Below are 22,447 nucleotides of genomic sequence, written 5' to 3'. Positions count from 1 at the left end.
GGTGAGACTATGACGATGGCGACGACGCATCCGTATCTCGATTGGCCCGGTCCGATCGCCTTCGCCCACCGCGGCGGATCCAACGACAACCCCGAGAACACGATGCGGTCCTTCCGCCACGCCGTCGAGCTGGGGTATCGCTACCTCGAGACGGACGTGCAACTCACCGCCGACGGCGTGCTGCTGGCGTTTCACGACAGCGACCTGCAACGGACCTGCGGCCGACCCGAGCGCATCGCCGAGACTCCATGGGCCGGCCTCGCCGACGCCCGTGTCGGCGGGTCGGAGCCCATCCCGACGTTCCACGAGGTTCTCGAGGAGTGGCCGGATGCACGCATCAACGTCGACTGCAAGGCCGATGCCGCCGTCGAGCCGTTGCTGGCAGCGATCCTGGCCCACGACGCCTTCGACCGGGTGTGCGTCGCGGCGTTCGGCGACCGCCGGATCCGTCGCATCCGCCGCCTCGGGGGGGCCCGCCTGTGCACCTCGGCGGCCCGCGGCGAACTGGGCACACTGTGGGCCACCGGCGCCAGCATCGGTGGGCAGTGCGCCCAGGTCCCGGTCCGCCGGGGGCGGGTGGAGGTGGTCACGCCGCGGTTCCTCGCCAGGGCCCGGCGCCGTGGGCTCGCCGTGCACGTGTGGACGATCGACGACGCCGACGAGATGCACCGCCTCTTGGACCTTGGTGTCGACGGGATCATGACCGACGCCCCCGGCGTGCTGCGTGATGTTCTCGTCGCCCGCGATGCCTGGGTCGACTAGTGGCAGGCCACTAGGGGCGTTGGGACGCGGGGCCCGCCGTCTCGGTATGGTCGGGCGGTGACTCCCCGACCGGTTCCGATGCCTCTCGTGCGCGGCCGACGTGCCGCCGCCGCGACCGCCGATCAGCTGGCCACCCAGGCGGCGATGACGATCTACGCCAAGGGCGGCAACGCCGTCGACGCGGCGATTGCCGCCAACGCAGCCATGGCCGTGGTCGGCCCCCACCTCTGCGGGCTGGGCGGCGACCTGTTCGCCGTGGTGCACTCGCCCGGCGGCGAGGTCGTCGGCCTCAACGCCAGCGGCCGAGCGGGCTCGGGGGCATCGGCTGCCGCCATGCGATCCGAAGGAATGACCGAGATGCCGCTGCGCCACGACATCCGCACGGTCACCGTGCCGGGTTGTGTCAACGGGTGGAGTGCACTGCACGAGCGCTTCGCCACGCTCCCCCTCGACGAGTTGCTCGCTCCGGCGATCGCCCTCGCCGCTGGCGGCTTCCCCGCCAGCCCGCTGCTCGTCGGCTCGCTCAGCGCGCTCGACGAGGAGGGTCGAGCCCAGCTCGTCGAGCTCGTCGACCAGGCGACCGCACCGGGGGCACTCGTCCGCCGGCCCGGCGTCGCCTTCACGCTCCAAGCGATCGCCCGCGGCGGCCGGGAGGCGTTCTACGACGGTGCGTTCGGCGAAGGCCTCGTGGCTCTCGGAGGCGGGTTGTTCAGGGACGCCGACGTGATCGACAGCGCCGCCGACTGGGTCGACGTGCTGCGGGCCGAGGCGTTCGGCGTCGAGCTCTGCACGATCCCGCCGAACTCGCAGGGCTACCTCACGCTCGCCGTCGCCGCCCTCTGCGACACCCTCGGACTGCCCGACGACCCCGAATCCAGCGAGTGGGCCCACGTGATGATCGAGGCGACGAAGGCGGCCTCGAAGGACCGGCCGGCCGTCCTCCACGAGGGCGCCGACGGCGATGCACTGGTGGCCGCGGCGCTGGCCCGAGCCGGCGAGATCGACCGTGGTCGGGCCTCCGACCTGGCGACCGCCGGGGCCGACGGCGACACCACCTACCTGTGCACCGCCGACAGCAGCGGTCTCGCGGTCAGTCTGATCCAGTCGAACGCCTCCGGGTTCGGCTCGTGGATCGTCGAGCCGACGACCGGCATCAACCTCCACAACCGGGGCCTCGGCTTCTCACTCGTCGAGGGGCACCCGGCCGAGCTGGCACCCGGCCGGCGGCCGCCGCACACGCTGTCGCCGGCGCTCGCCCTGCGCGGCGGCCAGCTCGCCGCCGTGCTCGGCACGATGGGAGGTGACGCCCAGCCCCAGATCGTCGCCCAGTTGGCGGCCCGCCTGTTTCACCACGGCCAGTCACCCGCCGCTGCCGTCGCCGCCGCCCGTTGGACGGTGCGCGGCCGCGTGACCGGGTTCGACACGTGGATGGCGGCGCGGCCGCCGGAGGTGGCGATCGAGAGCGGCGCCCCCGACAGCTGGGCCGCCGGACTCGCGGAGGTCGGTCACGAGGTCGTGACCGTTCCCGCGTTCGACAGCGCGTTCGGCCACGCCCACGTGATCGCCGTGGAGCCCGGCGGCGGGTTCAGCGCGGCCGCCGACCCGCGCGCACGCGTGGGTTCAGCCGCTGCGATCTGACGGCGCCGGCGCCGAACGACCCGCCGCGCCGCGGGCGACGGCGAAGGCCGCAACCGTGGCGGCGACCACCACGAGCGCCGTCGGCGACACGAGCGACAGGGACATCTGGCGGACGGCGAGACCGAACGCCACGAGCATCGATCCGGCGGCGGCCGTGGCGGCGAGCCGGGCGTGTCGTCGCCCAAGCGTCGCCACGACGCCGAGGACGATGGCACCCACGATGAACACTCGGGCGTCGAGCGCCCGACCCGGCACGTTCCAATCCGGCGGCCGATACCAGTCGATGCCAAGGCTCAGGCCGGCGAGGACGGTGCCGAGCAGCGCCGGAGACGCGGTGGCAGCACGCAGCGCCGTGCGTGCGGTGCCACGCATTGCGGCGTCGGCGGGGAGGCCGGCCATCAGGACTCGTCGGCGCCCGACCGGCTCACCCACGCCGCACCGGCCGCGGCGAGCACGCCCAGTGTGGCGAGGAAAGCCCGGTTGGAATTGATGAACGGGAGGATGAACAGCACCCACCACAACCCGAGCACACCGGCGGCGACGGTGACGATGCTGACGACCTGGGTGCGCGACAGACCGAGAGCCGTCCCGACGACCGGAAGCAGCGTGGCGACGGCGGCCACGATGCCGAGTACCGCCCACGTCCAACCCATCTGGTCCCAGAAGCTCACGCTGCCGCCGGCGGTGTCGGCGCTCAGCACGAGGCCGAGCACGACGCCGACGACGGCCAGGATGCCGAGCGCCAGCGCGACGGGGTTGTCGACCGACAGCCTGACGCCTCCGCCGCTGGCCTTGCCGGACGGCGACGGGAGCGCACCGGTGGCGTCGGGTGGAGGCGGGGGCGGCGTGCTGCTCGCGGGCGGCGCGCTCCAGGACGGCTCGGTGGGCGGCGTTCCCTGCGCGTTGGTGTCGTCGGACATGTCTACCTCTCTCTGCTGGCGTCTCCGTTGGCGCTGACCGCACGAGTCGTGCGGCAGGCGTCAACCGTCAGTGGCGGTATGACGAGACCGTCGTCACGCTAGTTCGGGGTGTCGAGCAGAGGGAGGACTTCCGTCATGAAGCGCGTCATCTGTTCTTCGGCCTTGGCGTACGGGTCGCCGATGAGGTGCGGGAAGATCGTCAGGTGCTCCACGCCGAGCAGGTCGCGATAGAACTGCACACCCTCGGCCACGTCGGCCGGCGTGCCGAGGAGGATCGTCTTCTGCTCGATCGACTCTTCGAGCGTCGGGATCAGCCCGGCCGGCGCTGGCTTGCCGTCGGGACCGCGGTAGCCGCGGCTCCAGCCGTAGGGGCCGAGGAACTTCCAGAACTCGTCGTGGCCTGGCGTCGCCGTGCGCACCGCCTCCTCGTGGGTGTCCTCGACACGAACGGAGATGACCAGCATGCGCTTGTCGCTCGGGGCCAGTTCGGCGCCGTCGTGAGCGGCGGCATAGCGCTCGCCGTAGGTGTCCCAGAACCGCTTGATGAAGCTGTAGTGCTGGTTCCAGAACACCGCGCCGTGACCGACGACCGGAACGTAGTCGAGCGTGGGCGGACTCGTGACGGCCTGCCAGATCTCGTAGGGGTGGATGGGCCGAGGCACGAGCGACAGATGTTGCACGGTGGAGCCACGATCGGGAATACCGGCGACCGGCAGCTCGAAGTGCTTGCCGACGAACGAGAACGACTCGTTGGCCAGGGCCAGCCGGATGATCTCCATCGACTCCTCGAACACCTCACGGTTGTGCGCGTCGTCGGCCTGCTGTTCGGGATTGTCGTGCGACCCGATCGACACGTGCTTGTCGTTGAGGTGGAGCACCTCACGCGGCACGGTGCCGCGGCCGACACCGAGGATGGCCCGGCCGCCCGACAGGTTGTGGAGCGTGGCGAAGTCCTCGGCGAGGCGGAGCGGGTTCCACTGCGGCACGACGTTGAACATCGTGCCGAGGCGCACCCGCTCGGTGTGAGCGGCGATCCACGTGGACAGCAGGATGCCGTTGGGGATCACCTCGTAGCCCTCGTACTGGAAGTGGTGCTCGGTCGTCCAGAACGAGTCGTAGCCGAGCCGATCGGCCACCTGGGCGGCCGCCAGGTACTGCTCGGTGGCCCGCCAGACCTCGGCGTTGTCGTAGCGGCGGTCCATCGGGTTGGGCGGACCGGCACCGGCATCCGGCATCTCGACCCCGCCGAAGAAGAACGCACCGACTTTCACCCTTCGCAACGTACCTCCGCCGGTACCTTCGGGTCGCATGAACGAGCCGCGCTGTGACGGGTCTCTCACCACATCGGGCCAGCGGTCGCTGACGCTGCCGGCGGCGGTCGAGCCGCACGCCCACCTCGACAAGGCGTTCCTCGCCGATGTCGTCACGAACGAGACCGGCGACCTGTTCGGGGCGATCGAGGCGATGATCGCCGCTCGCGACCGGCTGAACGTGCACGAGACGATCGAGCGAGCCGAGCGGGCGGCCCGCCTGATGGCCGCCAACGGCTACCGGGCGGTGCGAACCCACGCCGACGTCACCGTGAACAACGGGCTGACGAGCGTCGAGGCGCTCGCCGAGGTCCGCCGCCGCGTCGAAGGCCTGATCGAGATCCAGATCGTCGCGCTCGCCGGTCACCCGGTGACGGGGACCGCGGGCGCCGACGCCCGGGCCCTGCTCGTCGACGCCCTCGCCGCCGGCGCCGATCTCGTCGGCGGTTGTCCGCACCTCGAGGACGACGGGACTCTCGTGGCCACCCACACGCTGATGTCGATCGCCGAGGACCACGGGCGGGGCGTCGACCTGCACACGGACGAGACGCTGGATCCGACGTCGGACGGCCTCGCCGAGCTGGCCGCCTACGTTCTCGCCAGCGGCTTCGACCGACCCGTCACCGCCAGCCACTGCGTCAGCCTCGGCATGCGACCGGAGATCGAGCAGCGCCACGTCGCCGAGCAGGTCGCCGAGGCGGGCATCGGCGTGGTCGCCCTGCCCGCGACGAACCTGTTCCTCCAGGGGCGCGGTCACCAGTCGGGGATGCCGCGGGGCCTCACCGCCGTGCGCGCGTTGCGTGAGGCAGGCGTCCCGGTGGCCGCCGGAGCCGACAACGTGCAGGACCCGTTCAATCCCCTCGGGCGCGTGTCCCCGTTCGAGACGGCCGCGCTGATGATCCTCGTCGGGCACCTGCTGCCCGACGACGCGTGGGCGTCGGTCTCCACGGTCGCCGCCGACGTGATCGGCGTGACACTCGCTGACGACGACGTGCTGACGGTCGACGCCGCGTCGGTTCGAGAGGCGATCGCCTTCGGCGGCCCCGGCCTGCGCGTGTGAGCGCGAGCCACGACACGTCGCTCGAGGTCGAGATCGTCGCGGTGTCCGGGACGATCAGCGCCTCACGCGGCCTCACTCGCTGAGGCGGAGCACTGTCTGGAGGAGCACGTTCGCCCCGGCCGTGACGTCGGCGGGGTCGGTGTACTCGGCGATGTTGTGCGAGAGGCCGTTCACGCTCGGGGTGAAGATCATCGCCGTCGGGCACACGCGGGCGAGCATCTGGGCGTCGTGTCCGGCGCCGCTCGGCAGCCGACGTGTCGTGTGACCGAGCCGCCGGGCCGTCTCCTCGACGAGGTCGACGGTTGCCGGGTCGAACTGCACCGGCTCGAAGCGGGCGAGCGACCGGCGCCCGATCGTCACCTGCTCGGCCGCTTCGAGGCGAGCGACCTCGTCCGCCAGCCGGCGCTCGGCTTCCTGCAGCGCGGACTCGTCGGTGTTTCGCAGATCGACATTCATGGTCACGGTCGACGGCACGACGTTGACCAGGTTCGGGCGCACGTCGAGCCGGCCGACCGTGGCCACCTGGTTGCCGCCCACCTCGGCGGTCAGCCGGCGCACGAACGTGGTGATCTCGGCGGCGACGTAGAGCGGATCGCGGCGCAGTCGCATCGGCGTCGTGCCCGCATGGGCCGACCGCCCGTCGATGGTGAGCTCGGTCCACGAGATGCCCTGCACACCCTCGACCACGCCGATCGTCACGCCCTCGTCCTCGAGGATCGGTCCCTGCTCGATGTGGAGCTCGACGTACGCTGCCGGCGCCGCGGCGGTGGGACACGGCGTGGGCCCGACGTATCCGATGCGGTCGAGCTCATCGCCCAGGCGCGCCCCGTCGTCGGCCGCCCGCACGTCGAGGGCTTCTTCGACCGCCATGCCACCGACGTACACGAGACTTCCGAGCATGTCGGGGGCGAAGCGGGCCCCCTCCTCGTCCGTGAAGAAGGCGACCGAGATCGGCCGGCGAGTGGCGATGCCGTGCTGTTCGAGCGTCTCGATCACCTCGAGCCCGGCGAGCACGCCGAGGTTGCCATCGAACCGTCCGCCGGTCGCCACGGTGTCGATGTGCGAGCCGGTCATCACGGCTGCGGCGGTCGGGTCGGTACCCGCCCTCGTGGCGACGACGTTGCCGATGGCGTCGATGGACACCTGTAACCCGAGGTCGCGCATCCAACCGACGACGAGGTCGCGGCCCTCCCGGTCGGCGTCGGTGAGGGCCAACCGGGCGCAGCCCAGTTCCCCGTTCGGACCGGTGATCGCTCCGACCTCACCCAGGGCGACGATGCGGTTCCAGAGCCGCTGTCCGTCGATGCGCAGGTCGTCGCGACTCACGGGCGGGCGGCCGGTCGGTGCGTGAACGCGGCGATCTCGGCGAGGGCGGCGGAGAAGGCGTCGACGGCCGCCGCGAACAACACCTTGCCGTGCTCGGCGTCGGCGCCGGTCGGGTCGCCGATCACGCCGTCGTCGGCGAAGTCCTTGGACACCCAGCCGAACGACACCGTGCCGCCGAAGCGCACGTAGCGGTTCCCGGCGAGGTGCTCGGGGATGCTGCGGCGGGCCGCCGACATGTCGACCAGCTCGGGCGCGAGGTGCAGCATGATCGAGGTCTCGTCGTGACCGGCGTGCACGCCCATGCCGTACTCGTGCTCGGCGGAGAGCCCACCCTGGTCCGGCGGCACACCCGGGTGGGTGAGAAAGGTCATCAGTCCGTGATGCAGGCGCAGCTCGCGGTTGGCCACACCGGCGAGGGCCGAGTTGCCGCCGTGCCCGTTGAGGAAGACGAGACGCTTGGCCGGCGTGAGGGCGAGGCTGCGACCGATGTCGTCGAGGACGGCGAGCATCGTGGTCGGCGAGAGCCAGATCGACCCGGGCGCCCAGGCGTGCTCGTTGGACTTCGTGTAGGCCAGCCCAGGGAGCAGCCAGACGTCGAGCTCCTCCCCCACCCGCTCGACCGCCGCCGTGGCGACGGCCTCGGCGATCAGCAGGTCGGTGGTGAGCGGCAGGTGTGGACCGTGCTGCTCGATGGCGCCGAGCGGCAGGACGACGGTGCTGCCGGGCCCGAGGGCGGTGGCGATCTGCGGGGCGCGGAGATGGTCGAGCCGGCGACTGGTCACGAGTCCACGCTAGAGCTCGGTGCGGGCGAACGTCACGGCCACGCACGGCAGCGGACCGGGTCGAGCGAGGCCATGATGGCTCCCGTGACGGATGTCGATGCGATCGTGGTCGGAGGCGGCCACAACGGGCTGGTGACCGCGGCGTACCTGGCGAAGGCCGGGCGCCGGACCCTGGTGCTCGAGGCGCGCGACCAGGTCGGCGGCACCGCCGGAAGCGAGGGCTTTGCAGGGGCCACCGTGAACATCTGCAACTGCGACCATATCACGTTCCGCACGACGCCGGTGATGCAGGACCTCGGCCTCGAGCAGTTCGGGTTGCGCTACGACGACATCGAACCCGGTGGTGTCGGCATGTCGTGGACCGAACCCGAGGGGCCGGCCTGGGCGCACTGGCACTCGCTCGACGCGACGCTCGGCGGACTCGCCCGCACCCATCCCGGCGAGGTCGACGGCTACCGCCGATTCGCCAAGCGGGCGATGCCGGCCGCCGCGGCGATCCTCGCTGCTGCCGCCGAACCCCCCACGCTGGCCGGTCTGACCCGCCTCGCGCTGCGGAAGCTCTTCGCCGGAATCCCGACGGTCTGGGCTTGGAGCCGGCGCAGCGCCGCCGACGTGATCCGCTCGTACTTCCGGCACGACGCGCTCACCGCCGTCGCCATGGCCAGCGGCCCGATGGTGTGGGGCATCAGCCCCGAACTACCGGGCACAGGCCTCGGTGCACTCGGGTATGCCATGCGACACGTCGCCCGGGTGGGCCGCCCCGTCGGCGGCAGCGGCATGGTGCCCGCCGCCCTCCGGGCCAGCGTCGAGCACCACGGCGGCACCGTCCGCACCGGTGCTCGCGTGGCGGCGATCCTGTGCGACGGCAACCGGGTCATCGGGGTGCGGCTCGACGACGGCACCGAGATCACCGCGCCGGTCGTCGTGTCGGCGGCCGACCCGCGCCGCACCTTCGTCGAATGGTTGTCCCACGCACCCGCCGGCGCCGACTCGCTGATCAAGCGCTGGTCCGGCCATCGCGCCGAGGACGGCTACGAGTCCAAGATCGACGCCGTCATCTCGGCACCGCCGACGCTGCGCGGCAGCGAGCATCCGCTGTCGTCGACTCACACGATCGCCCCGACGATCGCCGAGATGGATGCCGCCCACCGTCAGCTGGGGGCCGGCACCGTGATCGATCGGCCGGCGCTCTTCGTCAACGTGCCGTCGCTGCTCGACCCGACGATCGCCCCGCCCGGACGGCACGTGCTGTCGATCGAGATCCTCCTCACCCCGTACGCCCATCCCGGCGGTTGGGCGGCGTCGAGCGAGCCGCGCCGGTGGCTCGAGCTCGTCGACAGCCTGTGCGAGAACGACCTGCTGGGTTCGATCGAGGAGTACCGGGTGATGACCCCGGAGGTGTACGAGCGCGACTTCAACCTGCCGCGCGGTCACGCCACCAGCTTCGCCGGCGGTCCGCTGGCCGCGTTGCGCAACCCGGACCCCGAACTGACCCGCTATCAGACCGCCGTTCCCGGCCTCTTCATCACCGGTGCGGCCACGTTCCCGGGCGCCGGCATCTGGGGTGCGAGCGGCCGCAACTGCGCCACCGTCGTCCTCGGCACCACCGGCTGACACGATCGCCGCCGGCCGCGGGGCGAAGCCTGGGTCGGCCCGGCGCCTCGGTAGACTTGGGGACAGATCACGATGCTGCGCGGCTCACTCTCCGTCGGCCGGTTCCTCGGCACGACCGTGCGGATCCACTGGACCGCGTTCGTCATCGCCGGGCTGCTCGCGCTGTTCCTCGTCGAGGACCTCGGCGCCGTGCTCGCCGTCATCGGCGTGGTCAGCTTCTTCGGCGCCATCCTGCTGCACGAGTTCGCCCACGCCCTGATGTCACGGCGTTTCGGGATCTCCACGTCGTCGATCGAGCTGTGGGGTCTCGGTGGCCTCGCCCGCCTCGACAAGGACCCGGCGACCCCGCGCGCCGACGGCTGGATCGCCGCCGCCGGGCCGCTCAGCAACGGCATCGTCGGCGGCCTGGCCGCGCTCGCCGCGTGGCTCCTCGACCGGGCCGTCGCCGACGAGGACGTCGTCGTCTCCGTGGCCTGGTTCGCCGCCGTCAACCTCGCCCTCGCCGCGTTCAACGTCCTGCCCGGTTCGCCGCTCGACGGCGGCCGGATCTTCCGGGCGATCCGGTGGGCCCAGCATGGTCAGCGCTACCGGGCGATGCGCGAAGCGGCGATCCTCGGCAACATCGTCGGCTGGGGCCTCGTCGCCCTCGGCGTTTCGTTCATGCTCAACGGCCGCTCCGGCGTCTGGCTCGTCGCCAGCGGCCTGTTCATCATCGTCAGTGCACGGGTCGAGGCGATGGCCGCCATCGTGGGCGAGCGGCTCGGCCCGGCGAAGGTCAACCAGTTCACGTGGTTCGGTCTCGCCGAAGTCGGCCCCGACATGGACGTCGACTCGATGCTCTGGCAGCGGACACGACTCGGTGAGGCCGGCGTCGTGGCGGTGCGCGGCGCCCGCGGCACGCTCGACGGCATCGTGCTCGAGGACGAGATGTGGGCCGTCCCCAGCGAGGCCCGCCCGTGGACGATGCTGACGCAGCTGATGGCGCCGCTCGACCGGGTGCCACGAGCCGACATCGACGACGACCTCGCCAGCGTGCTCCCCGCCGTCAATCCGCTGCGGCCGGTGATCACCGTGTGGAAGCAGGGCCGCCTGCTCGGCGTCGTGCCCCCGAAGGTGGTCCGCGAGCGCATCCGCAGCCTCGTCGAGTCCCCCGCCCCCAACTACTGATTCGACCGCGCGGCCCGGACACTCCGCCGTTCGTTCCGCCGCACGACACCATTCGGTCCGCACCACGGTCCGCCCCGGACCGCTCCGCGGACCGAATGCCCGACCGGCAAACGCGCGTGACACCCCATCGTCAGACTCGGGCCATGGCGAGCTTGTTCAACACCGTCGCGGCCAGCGCGGGTCGGCACCACGGAGCGATCAGCACGGCGGAGCTCGCGTCGCTCGGGGTCAGTCCGAGCCTCCGAGCCAAGTTGGTTCGCCGGGAGCTGCTCATCCCGATCGGACCCCGCTCGTACGTCGTCGCGGGAGCACCTCGTGGCGCCGCGCAGGTGGCTTGGTGCGCCGCTGCCGATGTCTCCGGGCTGGGCTACGTCGCGGGGCGGACGGCGGCGTGGCTCCACGGGCTGGACGGGTTCCAACCGCCACCACGCCCCGAGGTGCTGCTCCGCCGGGAGCACCGCGGCGCGCGGCTCCCGTACGTGGTCAGGACCACATCGAGGCCCTTCGGAGGCAACGACGCAGTCACGGTCAAGGGAGTGCGCTGTCTCTCGGCCGAGCGGCTCGTGCTCGAGTCGCCGCGCTTCGACTTCACCGCGTCCGAGCTCGAGAACGCGATCGACTCCGGCATCCGCCGCAAGAAGCTGTACGAGCCGCACCTGCGCGAGCGGGTCCTGGCGGCGGTACGACCGGGATCGGGCCGCGCCGCGGTACGCGAGGCGCTGTTGGACAGCGGAGGCGAGAGCCGGCTCGAGCGTTGGTTCCTGGCGATCGTCCGAACCGGTGGGCTCCCGCGACCGGAGATGCGGGTCGTAGTACGCGCGGGCGGCGAGTTCGCAGCCCGCCTCGATGCGTCGTTCCCGGGCGGGCTCGTGATCGAGCTGGAGGGGCACGCCACCCACAGCTCGCGGCAGCAGCGCCAACACGACGAGGAACGGCGGACGGTCCTCACGCTGGCGGGCTACCGCGTGATCGTGTTCACCTACAACGACGTGCGTGATCGGCCCTACTGGGTGCTCGGTCGACTGCGGTCGGCGATCGGGTCGGTGGCTTGACGTGGTCGGGGCATTCATCAGTTAGCTTCGATCCCATGACCGACGCACCGGCGCCCCAGCGCGAGATCATGTCGTGGGCCGACTTCGGGGTGGCCTCCCGGGAAGTCGCCCAGATGGTGGCCGACGACGGATACGACCCCGACATGATCCTGTCGATCGCCCGGGGCGGCCTGCTCATCGGTGGGGCCCTTGGCTACGCGCTGGCGGTCAAGAACGTCTACACGATGAACGTCGAGTTCTACACCGGCGTCGACGAGCGTCTGGAGGTGCCGCGCATCCTGCCGCCCGCCCCCGACTTCGTCGATCTCGGCGATGCCCGGATCCTCATCGCCGACGACGTGGCCGACACTGGTCACACCCTGCGCAGCGTCGAGCAGTTCTGCGAGGGTAAGGTCGCCGAGGTGCGCACCGCCGTCCTCTACGAGAAGTCCCATTCCGTCGTGAAGTGCGACTACGTGTGGAAGCGCACCGATCTGTGGATCAACTTCCCGTGGAGCGACAAGGATCCGGTGGGCAGGCGCGAAGGCGCCGTCAAGGACTTCGTCTGAGCCGGACGTCAGTGAGTTGATGCCGTGAAGGGTGCAGCAGGACGATCGAAGAGCCGGCTCGTGGCGGCCATTGCCGTCATCGCCGGGGGTCATCTGGCCGGTGGCCACCTCGCCGGCGCCAGCACCGTGCCGGAGCCCGGCGAATCGGTCGCACCCGTCACCGAGGGCAAGTGGTGCTCGCTCCATCTCCACTGGGCAGGGGGCAACGGGCAAGCGGACGCCGCTGAGGAGGACCAGGGCGGCTACTGGAAGCTCTGGCCGAGCAGCCCCGCCGGAGCGTTCTGGGAGTACGACGGTCCCCACGACTACGCGGTCGACCCCGAGACAGGCGACGAGGAGTACCAGGCCATCGTCGAGTTCCTCACCGGATACCTCGACGAGCGGGACTGCGGACCCGTCCTCGTCGTCGGTTACTCAAACGGTGGTGGGCTCGCCGCCAAACTGTTGTGCCAGGGCGAGGACTTCGGCGGCCGGGCATGGGGATTCATCGTGGACGACCCCGTGATGGACGACGGTGTGCTCGAGTGCGAGCCGTCACCGCTCGTGCGGCACGTGCTGTTCACGCACAGCGAGGAACTCGTCGCCGACGCCGAGGCGGCGAACGGCGACTGCTCGGTCACCGGCTGGTATTGCGAGGACAACCACACGATGCCGCTGGCCGACTACGAAGCGGCAACGGGGTACCCGTCACAGCTCCAGCGCGAGTTCCACGGCGGCGACGGCTGGTCGGACGACGAGCTGGCCCCGTGGCACACGGAGTACCTCGCCTGGACGACGGTGTTCGAGAGCGCGTCTGTGCCTGCCACCACCGGCTGACGTCGCGGTCAGAGGCCGACGATGTCGCTGGGACGTACCGGGACGCGGTTGATGCGATCGGCCCGCCGGTTGTCGCCGTCGGCCTGACGCAGGGCGTCGCGGATGGCCGCCGCGATGGCGGGGGTGACCGAGATGCACGGCGGCTCACCGACCCCCTTGGCGCCGAGCGGCGCCTGCGGATCGGGCTCCTCGACGAGGGCGGCGACGACCGGAGGCATGTCCAGCGCCGTCGGCAACAGGTAGTCGGTGAAGCTGGCGTTGCGGATCCGCCCGTCGATCTGGATGATCTCCTCCATCACGGCCAGCCCGAGCCCTTGGGCGATGCCGCCTTCGATCTGACCGGTGACCGACAGGGGGTTCAGCGCCCGGCCGACGTCCTGAGCCGTGGCCACCTGCACCACCTTCACCAGGCCGAGGTCGGTGTCCACGTCGACGACGGCGCGGTGCGCGGCGAAGGCGAACGCCGTGTGGCAATCACCCTGGCCGTTCTCGTCGAGCTCCTCCGTCGGCCGATGGTGGTACTCGACGGTCCGGTCGAAGGATGCATCGCCGATGGCGTCGGCCACCGGCACCCGCAGCGAGCCCATCGAGTCGACGACCTCGGACCCCTCGATGACGAGCCGCAGGGGATCGATGCCGTGCTGCTCCCCCACCCGCTGGAACAGCTCCTCGCGCACCGCCCGGCACGCTGCCTCGACGGCACCGCCGCTCATCCACGTCTGGCGTGACGCAGATGTCGACCCGGCCGATCCGACACCCGTGTCGATGCGGTCGAGGACGACCTCGTCGACGCCGAGGATCGTGCGGGCGATCTGCCCGGCGATGGTGACGAACCCCTGGCCGACCTCCGAGGTGGCGAACTTGAGCGTCGCCACGGGGACCCCGTCGGTGACCGCCAGACGGCAGCGGGCCGTCGAGTAGTCGTCGAAGCCCTCCGAGTACATCAGGTTCTTGATCGACACCGCCCAGCCCACCCCGCGGTGCACGTGCGACGCGTCTGCGGTGAGCCCGGCCCCGCCGGGCCGATCGAGCGCATCGCCGGCGCCGGCGCCGGGCGGCTCGGGCATCGGCAGGGCGTCCATCTCGTCGATGCAGCGCCGCACCGGCGCCACGCTCTCGACGATCTGGCCGGTGATGAGCCGATCGCCCGTGACCATCGCGTTGCGCCGCCGGATCTCCAGCGGGTCGAGACCGCATGCCGCGGCGAGGCGGTCCATCTGTCCCTCGTGGGCGAAGCAGGCCTGTACCACGCCGAAGCCGCGCATCGCGCCGCACGGCAGGTGATTGGTCCGCGCAGCGAAGCCCTCGACGACGGCATTCGGGCAGCGGTACGGGCCCTGGGTGTGGGTGATCGCGTTCAACAGGACCGCCGACGACGTTGACGCGTAGGCACCCCCGTCGAGCAGGAAGCGGGCCTCCACCTTCACCAGCTCACCGTCGCGGGTGGCGTGGTGGCGCATCCAGATCGTGGCGGGGTGCCGGTGCACGTGTCCGACGAAGCTCTCGGCACGCGAGTACTGCATGCGGACCGGCCGACCGAGATGGAGCGCGAGGAGGCAGGTGTGCACCTGGAGGCTGATGTCCTCGCGCCCACCGAACGCGCCGCCGACGCCGCCGAGGACGAGACGCACCTTGTCGTCGGGCAGGCCGAGGCAGGCGGCGATCTGGTGGCGATCCTCGTGCAGCCACTGCGTGGCGATGTGCAGCTCCACACCGGCGCCGTCGTGGTCGGGGACGGCGAGCGCCGCCTCGAGCCCGAGGAACGCCTGGTCCTGCATGCCGAGCTCGTAGGTGGCTTCCACCACCACGTCGCCGGTGGCCGTCGGATCACCATGGATGATGCGCTGCGACCGCAACACGTTGCCGTCGGGGTGGATCGGGTCGCGGGCTCCGGAGATCGCCGCCTCCGCATCGATCAGTGGCGTCAGCACCTCGTACTCGACGGCGATGGCGGCGATGGCCCGACGACCGGTCTCGGGATGGTCGGCGGCGACGATCGCCACCGGCTCGCCGACGTAGCGGACCACGCCATCGGCGAGGACCGGCTGGTCCGCCGTGACGAGCCCGTAGGTCAGCTTGCCCGGCACGTCGACCGCGGTGAGCACGGCATGGACGCCAGGGATCGCCAGGGCCGGCGCAGTGTCGATCGACACGATGCGGGCGTAGGGGTGTGGTGACCGCAGCGTTGCGCCCCACACGGCATTCTCGAAGGGCAGGTCGGACGAGAAGGCGAAGGACCCCTCCACCTTGGCTCGCCCGTCGGGGCGGATCGGCGAGTCGCCGATGCGCGCCCCGGACTCGACGCCGCGTACCAGGACGTCGGTCATCAGCCGGCGCTCCGGGAGACGGCGACGCGCTGGACGGCGTCGAGGATGCGGCCGTAGCCGGTGCAGCGGCAGATGTTGCCCGACAGCGCCTCACGAACCTCCAGATCGGTGGGTTCGGGCGTCGTCTCGAGCAGCTGATGAGCGGCCATCACGAGTCCGGGAGTGCAGAAGCCGCACTGCACCGCTCCGGCCTCGACGAACGCCTGCTGCACGTCGCTCAATCCGTCGGCCTCCCCGATCCCCTCGATCGTGACAATCGGTTGATCGACGGCGCTCGCCGCCAGGACCAGGCACGAGCACACCAGCTCGCCACCGACGAGGACGCTGCAGGATCCGCACTCTCCCTGCTCACACGCGCCCTTCGAGCCGTACAGCCCGAGTCGCTCACGCAGCACGTACAGGAGGTTCTCGCCGAGCCAGGCGTCGGCCACCTCGTGCTCGGTGCCGTTGACCTGCAGTCGGTACTGCTCGCTCACGTCAGAGGCCCTGCCCTCGTGGCCCACCGCTGACACCGACGTTCACGCTGCCACCTCCGCCGTCGCCGGGAAGGCCCGCACGAGCAGTCGCTTCGCCAGCACCTCGACCGCGTGGCGGCGATAGACGGCCGACGACCGGTGGTCGTCGATCGGCCGGGCGGCCGCCGCCGCGCGCCGGCCGAACTCCTCGACCACCGCCACGTCAACCGTTCCGCTCTCCCAATCGACGGCGTCGGCGGCGAACCGCTCGGCATCGCTCGCCCGCAGGATGGTCGGGCCGACCGACCCCAGGGCGACACGCACCGACCGGGCCGGGCGGTGGACCGCGAGGCACGCCCCGGCGATCGAGATGACCATGGCGTTGCGAACGCCGACCTTGGCGTAGCCCTGCCAGCCGTCGAGCAACGGCACGGTGATCGCCGTGATCAGCTCACCGGGTGCGAGGGCGGTGCGCTTCACACCCACCATGAAGTCGGTGATCGGCAGCGAGCGGACCCCCTCCAGCCCGGTGAGCTCGACGTCTGCCTCGACGGCGGCGAGCACCGGCAGCCCGTCTCCCGCCGGGGAGCACGTCGCCACGTTGCCGCCGATCGTGGCCGCGTTGCGGATCTGCGGTGACCCGACCGTGCGCGCCGCCTGGCCCAGCGCCGGCACGATGCCGGCGAGTGGCTCCGCTTCCAGCTCGCGATAGGTCACGCCGGCGCCGATGCGCAGCGTGTGGGCAGCCCGGTCGAGCGTCCAGGTGCGCAGTTCGGCGACCCGGTTGAGGGCGATGACCGTCTCGCCGGGATCGACACGTCGATGCGTCTCGTTGACCTCGACCATCAGATCCGTACCGCCGGCGAGCAGGGTGGCCTCGGGCCGGTCGGTCAGGGCTGCGACCGCCTCGGCGACGGTGCGGGGAACGACCACTGGCATGGCCGGTCACCGTACCGCTCGCGCCACCACTCGCGCTGAGGGACTGGGCGTCGCCGGAGTCGCTCGGCCCGTTCCCGGCGCGTCACTCGACGATCGTGCCCGCGATACCCGGTTCAGGCGGTGGAAACTTGGGGTCGAGCTGCTCCAGCTCGTGGCGGAGTATCCGGGCGACGACCAGGTTTCGAACCCACTTGCGATCGGCCGGGACGACGTACCAAGGGGCGTGGTCGGCATCGGTGCGGCGGATCGCCTCGGTGTAGGCGGCCATGTAGTCGGGCCACAGCTTGCGATCCTCGAGATCCCCGCGCCGGAACTTCCACCGCTCGTCGGGGCTGTCGACTCGATCCTGCAGGCGCTCACGCTGTTTCTCGTTGGACACGTTCAGGTACAGCTTGACCACCGCGGTGCCGTCGTCGACCAGGGTCCGCTCGAACGCGGCGATGTGGTCGTAACGCTTCTTCCACACCTTGGCGGGAGCGAGGCCCTTCACGCGCACCACCAGCACGTCCTCGTAGTGGCTGCGGTTGAACACGCCGATCTGTCCCTTGGCCGGGGTCTGACGGTGGACGCGCCAGAGGAAGTCGTGGGCGAGTTCCTCCTCCGACGGCACCCCGAACGAGGTGACGTGAACGCCCGCGGGGTTGAGCCCGGTGAGCACCGTCCTCAGGACACCGTCCTTGCCGGCGGCATCCATCGCCTGGAGCACCACCAGTAAGGCCTGCTTGCGCTCGGCGAACAGCAGCTTCTGCAGCTCGGCGACCACGGCGATCTCGGACAGGACGCGGGCCTTGGCCGCCTCCTTGTCCCAGCCGAAGGTGTCTCGCGGGTCGTGATCGTCGAGCGAGAACGACGAGCCGGCCCGGCTCCGGGCGACCACGCCGCCGAGGTCGAGGTCCTCGGGAGCCGATCCGGTGGGCTCCGTGTCGGCGGTGGTCTCGTCGGGATCGATTTCCGTGTCGGATGTCACGCCCGAACCGTACCAACGGTAATGCTTGTCGTATGCTCCGGTCCGTCCGACCGACAAGGGGGAATGTTCACATGGCCACACTCACGGGGCGCGCGAGTCGCCGTCTGATCGCCGGGGCCGCGGCGCTGACCTTGATCGGCGCTGGGAGCGCGGTGGTCACCGCCGCCGGTCCGGCGCCCGCGTCGACGGCTGCCGAGCCGGTCATGGGCGGGCACATCACCGTGTCGGGCGAGGCCGAGGTCGCCAATGCCTGGACCCCGGCCGCGATGCAGTGCGACTCGTACTGTTACGTGCGGGCCCGGACGTTCTTCGACACGATCGCCGCGATCGACGAGAACGGCGAGCCGGTGCCGATGCTCGCCGAGTCGTTCACGCCCAACGACGACTTCAGCGAGTGGACCGTGAAGCTCCGCGAGGGGATCTCCTTCACCGACGGCACGCCGTTCAACGCCGAAGCCGCCGTCTACAACCTCCAGGTCGCGGGCACCAGCCTGTTGCTCGCGGCCGCGCTCGGGGACATCGCCAAGGTCCCGTCGGCCGACGATCCGTCGAAGATGGAGCTGAAGATCGAGATCGCCGACGAGTACACGTTCACCGTCTACCTCGGCAAGGACGGCGATCCCGAGCAGCCCCGCACCTGGCCGCGCTTCCCCGCCGCGTTCAGCACGCAATGGGGGATGATGGCCTCGATGGAGTGGCTGCAGGCCGTCGCCGGTGACCCGTCGCTCGCCGCCACGCCCGTCGGCACCGGTCCGTTCATGGTCGAGAGCTACTCGCCTCGTGAGTCGCTCGACGTGGTGCGCAACCCCGACTACTGGATGACCGACGCCGCCGGGAACCAGCTCCCCTACCTGGACGGCATCACGTTCCGCGTCATCGAGGACTCGGAGGTCGCGGCAGAGGCGCTGCAGGCAGGAGACATCGACCTGATCACCACGTCCGGCGCCCGAGCCATCGCCGACTTCCAGGAGATGACCGACGACTACTCGGTCAACATGCAGGAGGAGCAGGGCGAGACCAACTACATCCTCCTCGACCTCGACAAGGTAGGCCCGCTCCAGGATCAGCGCGTCCGCTGTGCCCTGTCGCTGGCGATCGATCGCCAGGAGCTGATCGACGCCACCGCCGCAGGCATCCTCGAGCCGGCCAACGGCCTGTTCTCTCCGGGCCAGCAGGGCTACCTCGAGGACAACGGTCTGCCGATCGAGCAGGACCTCGAAGCCGCCTCCGCCCTGATCGCCGAGTACGAGGAGGAGACCGGCGAGGACGTGACGATCAACCTCGGCCACACGCCGCCCAACAGCGTCGTGCAGTCGGCCGAGCTCATCATGGGCTACTGGAACGAGATCGGCGTCGACGTCACCGACCAGACGGTGCCGCAGAGCGACTTCATCACCCTCGCCCTCTTCGGCGATCCCGCCTTCGAGGCGTTCCTGTGGCGCAACCACGCGGGAGCGCTGGTGTCCGACCAGTACTTCTGGTGGCACTCGACCAACGCCGCGCCCGACGGCCAGCTCGCTCTCAACTTCTCCCGGATCCGCGACGAGGACATCGACGCCGGTCTCGAGGCGGCCCGTGGCGCCCTGACGCCGGAGGAGGGCCAGGCGGCGGCTGAGCAGGTGAACCGGGCATTCGCCGAGAACTGCTACGAGATCCCGCTGAGCTGGACGAAGTGGGCGATCATCAGCGCGCCCGAGATCCAGGGCTACGGCGATCTCCGTATCGAGGGCTCCGAGCAGCCGCTGCGTCAGGCGGCCGGTCAGTTCTGGGTGCACACGCTCTCGCTCGCCGAGGGCTGATCGGCCCGATGCGGCGCTACGTCCTCCAGCGGCTCACCCAATTCCTCATCGTCTTCTTCGTCGTCACGTTCGGCGTGATGGTGTTTCTCAGGCTGGGTCTCGACGCGCCCGGGGACCCGGCCCGGACGATGCTCGGCGGCTACCCGGACCAGGCGCTCATCGATGCCACCAACGCCAAGTACCACCTCACCAGCAACTACTTCGTTCAGTACTTCTACTGGTTGAAGGGATTGCTGATCGACCAGGACCTCGGCTACTCGGTGTCGAACAGCATGGCCGTGAGCTCCCTGATCGGCCGGCGTCTCGGCGTCACGATGCTGCTCGGGTTCTACGCCCTGGTGCTGGCCCTCGTCCTCGCCGTGCCCCTCGCCGTCGCCCAGGCGTACTGGCGGGACCGCCCGTTCGACAAGGTGTCGAGCTTCATGTCGTTCGTCTTCGTATCGGTCCCGGCGATCGTCACGGCGGTGTTCCTCAAGCTGCTCTTCGTCGAGCAGTGGCACCTGTTCCCGCGGATCGCCGACAAGGTGTACCCCTGGCAGGATCCGCTGGAGCACGTGAGGAACTTCGCCCTGCCGGTGCTCACGCTGTCGCTGCCGGCGGCCGCCGTGTTCAGCCGCCTGCTGCGGGCCGAGATGGCGATGACGCTGCAATCCGACTTCATCGGGCTCGCCCGGGCCAAGGGGATGTCGCCGCGCCGGATCCTCTGGCGTCACGCGCTCCGCAACTCGGTGTTCTCGCTGGTCACGTCGGTGGGGGTCCAAGTGGGTGTCGTGCTCGGCGGCGCCGTGGTCGCCGAGACGTTCTTCGATCTCGACGGCATGGGCCTCCTGCTCATCACCGCGGTTCTCAGCAACGACCTGTTCACGGTGCAGTCGATCACGGCGATCCTCGTCATCACGGTCGTGGTCGCCAACCTGCTCGTCGATCTCCTGTACAGCTTCATCGACCCTCGGGTCCGCCTGGCGAGCGCGCTCAGATGACCGTCGACGGGATCACCGCGCCGGCGATCGCCACCGCCACGGCGGATCGCACGCCGTCACCGCCGAGCCGGCTGCGCCGTGCGTGGGAGTCGCGACCGCCGTTCGGCGCCCTGTTCGGCATCGTGTTCCTCGTCGTGCTGACGTTCCTCGCCATCTTCGCCGGCGTCCTCCCCTTCGTCCGTGATGCGACCGAGAAGGTGCGGGTGGGCGGCGAGGTCGCCAACCAGTACGGCCTCGGGCCGGGTGCGACGGCGCTGTTCGGCACCGACAGCCTCGGCGGCGACGTGTTCGCCAAGTGCATCTACGGCGCCCGCACCACGCTCATCGTCGGACTCGGAGCAACCGTCATGGGACTCGTCCTCGGCGGCGTCATCGGGGTCCTCGCCGGTTACCTGCGCGGCTACACCGACCGCGCCGTCGGCATCATCGTCGACTGCCTGCTGGCGATGCCCTCGATCGTGCTCGCCGTCGTGATGGTCACCAAGCTCGACACGCTCACCGAGACGACGTCGGGACTCGGCTGGCTGAGCCGGCGCTGGCAGATCACGCTCACGTTGGGGATCCTCGCCATCGCCCCACTGGCCCGCATCGTGCGGGCGCAGACGCTCTCGCTGCGAGAGCGGGAGTTCGTCCTCGCCGCCCGCAGCATCGGCGCCCCGACCCGCCGGGTGATCGGGCGCGAGATCCTGCCCAACCTCATCCCGACGATGATCACGGTGTCGTTCACCGGGCTCGGCATCCTCATCGCCGCCGAGGGAGCGCTCGCCTTCCTCGGCCTGAGCGTCGAGACGCCCACACCCACGTGGGGCAAGTTGATCGACCAGAACCGCAACGACATGGACGACGCGTGGTGGGCGACGATCTTTCCCTGCCTGATGCTGTTCCTCACCGTGCTGTCGTTCAACCTCGTCGGCGACTGGCTCTCCCGCCGCTTCGACATCCGCAAGGCGGCGATCTAGTGGACTCATTGATCGAGGTCGAGGACCTCGTCACGCACTTTCGCACCAAGCGCGGCCTGGTCCGGGCGGTCGACGGCGTGTCGCTGCGCGTCGACCGCGCCGAGGCGGTCGGCATCGTCGGCGAGTCGGGGTCGGGCAAGACGGTGCTCAGCCGTTCGATCATGGGGTTGCTGTCGGGCCCGGACGTCGTCCGTTCGGGCTCGGTTCGCTTCGAAGGCGACGAGCTCGTCGGCCGGTCGACCAAGCAGATGCGTTCGGTGTGGGGCCGGTCGATGGCGATGGTCTTCCAGGACCCGATGGGCTCGCTGAACCCGTTGATGCGCATCGGCGACCAGATCGCCGAGCCGCTCCGCGTCCATCTCGGCATGGACCGCACCAATGCCAACGAGACCGCCGTCAAGCTCCTCACCGACGTCCGCATCCCCATGCCCGAGGCGCGGCTGCGCCAGTACCCGCACGAGCTGTCGGGTGGCATGCGCCAGCGCGTGATGATCGCCATCGCCTTGGCCTGCGGGCCCAAGGCACTGTTCGCCGACGAGCCGACCACCGCCCTCGACGTGACGGTTCAGGCCCAGATCCTCGACCTGATCGGTGAACAGCGGCGAGAGCGGAACATGTCGGTGGTCCTCGTCACCCATGACCTCGGCGTCGTCGCTCGCCACACCGATCAGATCGTCGTGATGTACGGCGGCCGCGTCGTGGAACGGGCGCCCACCCGCACCCTCTTCGCCGAGATGAAGATGCCCTACACCGAAGCGCTGATGGAGAGCATCCCCTCCCTCGATGCACCGTCGCACACGCGGCTGCGGGCGATCCCGGGACGCCCGCCTGATCTCGTGCACCCGCCCGACGGGTGCCGGTTTGCTCCCCGCTGCGCCTTCGCCCGCGACCGGTGTCATCGCGAGGCACCGCCGCTCACCCCGGCCGACAGTCCCGGCCACGAGTACGCCTGCTGGTACCCGGTGGGCTCCCCGGAACACACCGAGCGCAAGGTGACGATCACGAAGGCGGTCAGCTGATGAGCAT

At 70.5% G+C, this 22,447-nt stretch carries 21 protein-coding genes; 12 read left to right on the top strand and 9 right to left on the bottom strand.

Features of this window, described 5'->3' with window-relative positions:
- Nucleotides 1-9 precede the first annotated feature (9 nt).
- Both DN771_RS16045 and DN771_RS16040 read left to right on the top strand, forming a co-directional pair.
- Entirely contained in the window at nt 10-762 is a 753-nt protein-coding gene (locus DN771_RS16045; RefSeq protein WP_420810931.1) for a glycerophosphodiester phosphodiesterase family protein, read from the top strand.
- Nucleotides 763-840: 78 nt separating this feature from the next.
- Complete coding sequence (locus DN771_RS16040; RefSeq protein ID WP_116998553.1) at nt 841-2,400, top strand: gamma-glutamyltransferase; 1,560 nt, start codon at nt 841-843, stop codon at nt 2,398-2,400.
- Here the strand turns inward: DN771_RS16040 and DN771_RS16035 are convergent.
- The 3 genes from DN771_RS16035 to DN771_RS16025 all read right to left on the bottom strand — a co-directional run bounded on the left by DN771_RS16035 (nt 2,383) and on the right by DN771_RS16025 (nt 4,591).
- A complete protein-coding gene (locus tag DN771_RS16035; RefSeq protein WP_116998552.1) occupies nt 2,383-2,799 on the bottom strand; it encodes a hypothetical protein in 417 nt (138 codons plus the stop codon). The two genes, DN771_RS16040 and DN771_RS16035, sit on opposite strands and share 18 nt — an antisense overlap.
- Complete coding sequence (locus tag DN771_RS16030) at nt 2,799-3,320, bottom strand: hypothetical protein (RefSeq protein ID WP_116998551.1); 522 nt, start codon at nt 3,318-3,320, stop codon at nt 2,799-2,801. The genes DN771_RS16035 and DN771_RS16030 overlap by 1 nt, the downstream gene beginning before the upstream one ends.
- 98 nt (nt 3,321-3,418) lie before the next feature.
- Nucleotides 3,419-4,591 carry an LLM class flavin-dependent oxidoreductase gene (locus DN771_RS16025; RefSeq protein WP_227462375.1) on the bottom strand — a complete coding sequence of 391 codons (1,173 nt, stop codon included), beginning with the start codon at nt 4,589-4,591 and terminating at the stop codon, nt 3,419-3,421.
- 37 nt (nt 4,592-4,628) lie between these two features.
- Between DN771_RS16025 and DN771_RS16020 the strand changes: the two genes are divergently transcribed.
- Nucleotides 4,629-5,690: an amidohydrolase family protein gene (locus DN771_RS16020; RefSeq protein ID WP_116998549.1), complete on the top strand. Its 1,062-nt coding sequence runs from the start codon at nt 4,629-4,631 to the stop codon at nt 5,688-5,690.
- Nucleotides 5,691-5,762: 72 nt separating this feature from the next.
- Here DN771_RS16020 and DN771_RS16015 read toward each other — a convergent pair whose 3' ends face one another.
- Nucleotides 5,763-7,016 carry a Zn-dependent hydrolase gene (locus DN771_RS16015; protein WP_116998548.1) on the bottom strand — a complete coding sequence of 418 codons (1,254 nt, stop codon included), beginning with the start codon at nt 7,014-7,016 and terminating at the stop codon, nt 5,763-5,765.
- Nucleotides 7,013-7,798: a creatininase family protein gene (locus tag DN771_RS16010; protein WP_116998547.1), complete on the bottom strand. Its 786-nt coding sequence runs from the start codon at nt 7,796-7,798 to the stop codon at nt 7,013-7,015. Before DN771_RS16010 ends, DN771_RS16015 begins: the two co-directional genes overlap by 4 nt.
- Nucleotides 7,799-7,882: 84 nt before the next feature.
- Here DN771_RS16010 and DN771_RS16005 point away from each other — a divergent pair, with 84 nt between their 5' ends.
- From DN771_RS16005 to DN771_RS15985, 5 genes are all read left to right on the top strand, one after another.
- On the top strand, nt 7,883-9,412 hold the full coding sequence (locus tag DN771_RS16005; RefSeq protein WP_205528618.1) for a phytoene desaturase family protein: 1,530 nt from the start codon (nt 7,883-7,885) through the stop codon (nt 9,410-9,412).
- Between the two features lie 72 nt (nt 9,413-9,484).
- Nucleotides 9,485-10,579, top strand: a complete 1,095-nt coding sequence (locus DN771_RS16000; RefSeq protein ID WP_116998546.1) for a site-2 protease family protein — start codon at nt 9,485-9,487, stop codon at nt 10,577-10,579.
- Nucleotides 10,580-10,722: 143 nt separating this feature from the next.
- Nucleotides 10,723-11,631 (top strand): DUF559 domain-containing protein, encoded by a 909-nt coding sequence (locus DN771_RS15995; RefSeq protein WP_162942017.1) that lies wholly within the window; start codon nt 10,723-10,725, stop codon nt 11,629-11,631.
- Nucleotides 11,632-11,666: 35 nt separating this feature from the next.
- Nucleotides 11,667-12,179, top strand: coding sequence for a phosphoribosyltransferase (locus DN771_RS15990; protein ID WP_116998544.1), 513 nt, complete (start codon nt 11,667-11,669; stop codon nt 12,177-12,179).
- 60 nt (nt 12,180-12,239) lie between these two features.
- Complete coding sequence (locus DN771_RS15985) at nt 12,240-12,995, top strand: hypothetical protein (protein WP_116998543.1); 756 nt, start codon at nt 12,240-12,242, stop codon at nt 12,993-12,995.
- An 8-nt stretch (nt 12,996-13,003) separates the two neighbouring features.
- On the opposite strand, the gene pucD is transcribed toward DN771_RS15985, so the two are convergent.
- From pucD to DN771_RS15965, 4 genes are all read right to left on the bottom strand, one after another.
- Entirely contained in the window at nt 13,004-15,322 is a 2,319-nt protein-coding gene (gene pucD, locus DN771_RS15980; protein WP_116998542.1) for a xanthine dehydrogenase subunit D, read from the bottom strand.
- Nucleotides 15,322-15,798 (bottom strand): (2Fe-2S)-binding protein, encoded by a 477-nt coding sequence (locus DN771_RS15975; RefSeq protein WP_205528617.1) that lies wholly within the window; start codon nt 15,796-15,798, stop codon nt 15,322-15,324. Before DN771_RS15975 ends, pucD begins: the two co-directional genes overlap by 1 nt.
- A gap of 42 nt (nt 15,799-15,840) precedes the next feature.
- Nucleotides 15,841-16,716, bottom strand: coding sequence for an FAD binding domain-containing protein (locus DN771_RS15970; RefSeq protein ID WP_116998541.1), 876 nt, complete (start codon nt 16,714-16,716; stop codon nt 15,841-15,843).
- A gap of 82 nt (nt 16,717-16,798) precedes the next feature.
- Nucleotides 16,799-17,683: a PPK2 family polyphosphate kinase gene (locus tag DN771_RS15965; protein ID WP_227462374.1), complete on the bottom strand. Its 885-nt coding sequence runs from the start codon at nt 17,681-17,683 to the stop codon at nt 16,799-16,801.
- A 71-nt stretch (nt 17,684-17,754) separates the two neighbouring features.
- Here DN771_RS15965 and DN771_RS15960 point away from each other — a divergent pair, with 71 nt between their 5' ends.
- From DN771_RS15960 to DN771_RS15945, 4 genes are read left to right on the top strand one after another with little or no spacing between them, the layout of a single operon-like run.
- Nucleotides 17,755-19,482, top strand: coding sequence for an ABC transporter substrate-binding protein (locus DN771_RS15960; protein ID WP_116998540.1), 1,728 nt, complete (start codon nt 17,755-17,757; stop codon nt 19,480-19,482).
- An 8-nt stretch (nt 19,483-19,490) separates the two neighbouring features.
- Nucleotides 19,491-20,462 carry an ABC transporter permease gene (locus tag DN771_RS15955; RefSeq protein ID WP_116998539.1) on the top strand — a complete coding sequence of 324 codons (972 nt, stop codon included), beginning with the start codon at nt 19,491-19,493 and terminating at the stop codon, nt 20,460-20,462.
- Nucleotides 20,459-21,421 carry an ABC transporter permease gene (locus DN771_RS15950; protein ID WP_116998538.1) on the top strand — a complete coding sequence of 321 codons (963 nt, stop codon included), beginning with the start codon at nt 20,459-20,461 and terminating at the stop codon, nt 21,419-21,421. Before DN771_RS15955 ends, DN771_RS15950 begins: the two co-directional genes overlap by 4 nt.
- Nucleotides 21,421-22,440 carry an ABC transporter ATP-binding protein gene (locus DN771_RS15945; protein ID WP_116998537.1) on the top strand — a complete coding sequence of 340 codons (1,020 nt, stop codon included), beginning with the start codon at nt 21,421-21,423 and terminating at the stop codon, nt 22,438-22,440. The genes DN771_RS15950 and DN771_RS15945 overlap by 1 nt, the downstream gene beginning before the upstream one ends.
- Nucleotides 22,441-22,447: the final 7 nt, after the last annotated feature.

The sequence above is a fragment of the Desertimonas flava genome, from assembly GCF_003426815.1.
GTDB lineage: Bacteria > Actinomycetota > Acidimicrobiia > Acidimicrobiales > Ilumatobacteraceae > Desertimonas > Desertimonas flava.
The sequence above is the reverse complement of the archived record's forward strand: the minus strand, read 5'-3'. Positions and strand labels throughout refer to the sequence as shown.

What these genes read in the sequence shown, in the direction of transcription:
- pucD (WP_116998542.1), bottom strand. Translation starts at nt 15,322, where the DNA reads ATGACCGACGTCCTGGTACGCGGCGTCGAGTCCGGGGCGCGCATCGGC.
- DN771_RS15970 (WP_116998541.1), bottom strand. Translation starts at nt 16,716, where the DNA reads ATGCCAGTGGTCGTTCCCCGCACCGTCGCCGAGGCGGTCGCAGCCCTG.
- DN771_RS15960 (WP_116998540.1), top strand. Translation starts at nt 17,755, where the DNA reads ATGGCCACACTCACGGGGCGCGCGAGTCGCCGTCTGATCGCCGGGGCC.
- DN771_RS16045 (WP_420810931.1), top strand. Translation starts at nt 10, where the DNA reads ATGACGATGGCGACGACGCATCCGTATCTCGATTGGCCCGGTCCGATC.
- DN771_RS15990 (WP_116998544.1), top strand. Translation starts at nt 11,667, where the DNA reads ATGACCGACGCACCGGCGCCCCAGCGCGAGATCATGTCGTGGGCCGAC.
- DN771_RS15950 (WP_116998538.1), top strand. Translation starts at nt 20,459, where the DNA reads ATGACCGTCGACGGGATCACCGCGCCGGCGATCGCCACCGCCACGGCG.
- DN771_RS16030 (WP_116998551.1), bottom strand. Translation starts at nt 3,320, where the DNA reads ATGTCCGACGACACCAACGCGCAGGGAACGCCGCCCACCGAGCCGTCC.
- DN771_RS16020 (WP_116998549.1), top strand. Translation starts at nt 4,629, where the DNA reads ATGAACGAGCCGCGCTGTGACGGGTCTCTCACCACATCGGGCCAGCGG.
- DN771_RS15955 (WP_116998539.1), top strand. Translation starts at nt 19,491, where the DNA reads ATGCGGCGCTACGTCCTCCAGCGGCTCACCCAATTCCTCATCGTCTTC.
- DN771_RS16035 (WP_116998552.1), bottom strand. Translation starts at nt 2,799, where the DNA reads ATGGCCGGCCTCCCCGCCGACGCCGCAATGCGTGGCACCGCACGCACG.
- DN771_RS16000 (WP_116998546.1), top strand. Translation starts at nt 9,485, where the DNA reads ATGCTGCGCGGCTCACTCTCCGTCGGCCGGTTCCTCGGCACGACCGTG.
- DN771_RS16040 (WP_116998553.1), top strand. Translation starts at nt 841, where the DNA reads ATGCCTCTCGTGCGCGGCCGACGTGCCGCCGCCGCGACCGCCGATCAG.
- DN771_RS15995 (WP_162942017.1), top strand. Translation starts at nt 10,723, where the DNA reads ATGGCGAGCTTGTTCAACACCGTCGCGGCCAGCGCGGGTCGGCACCAC.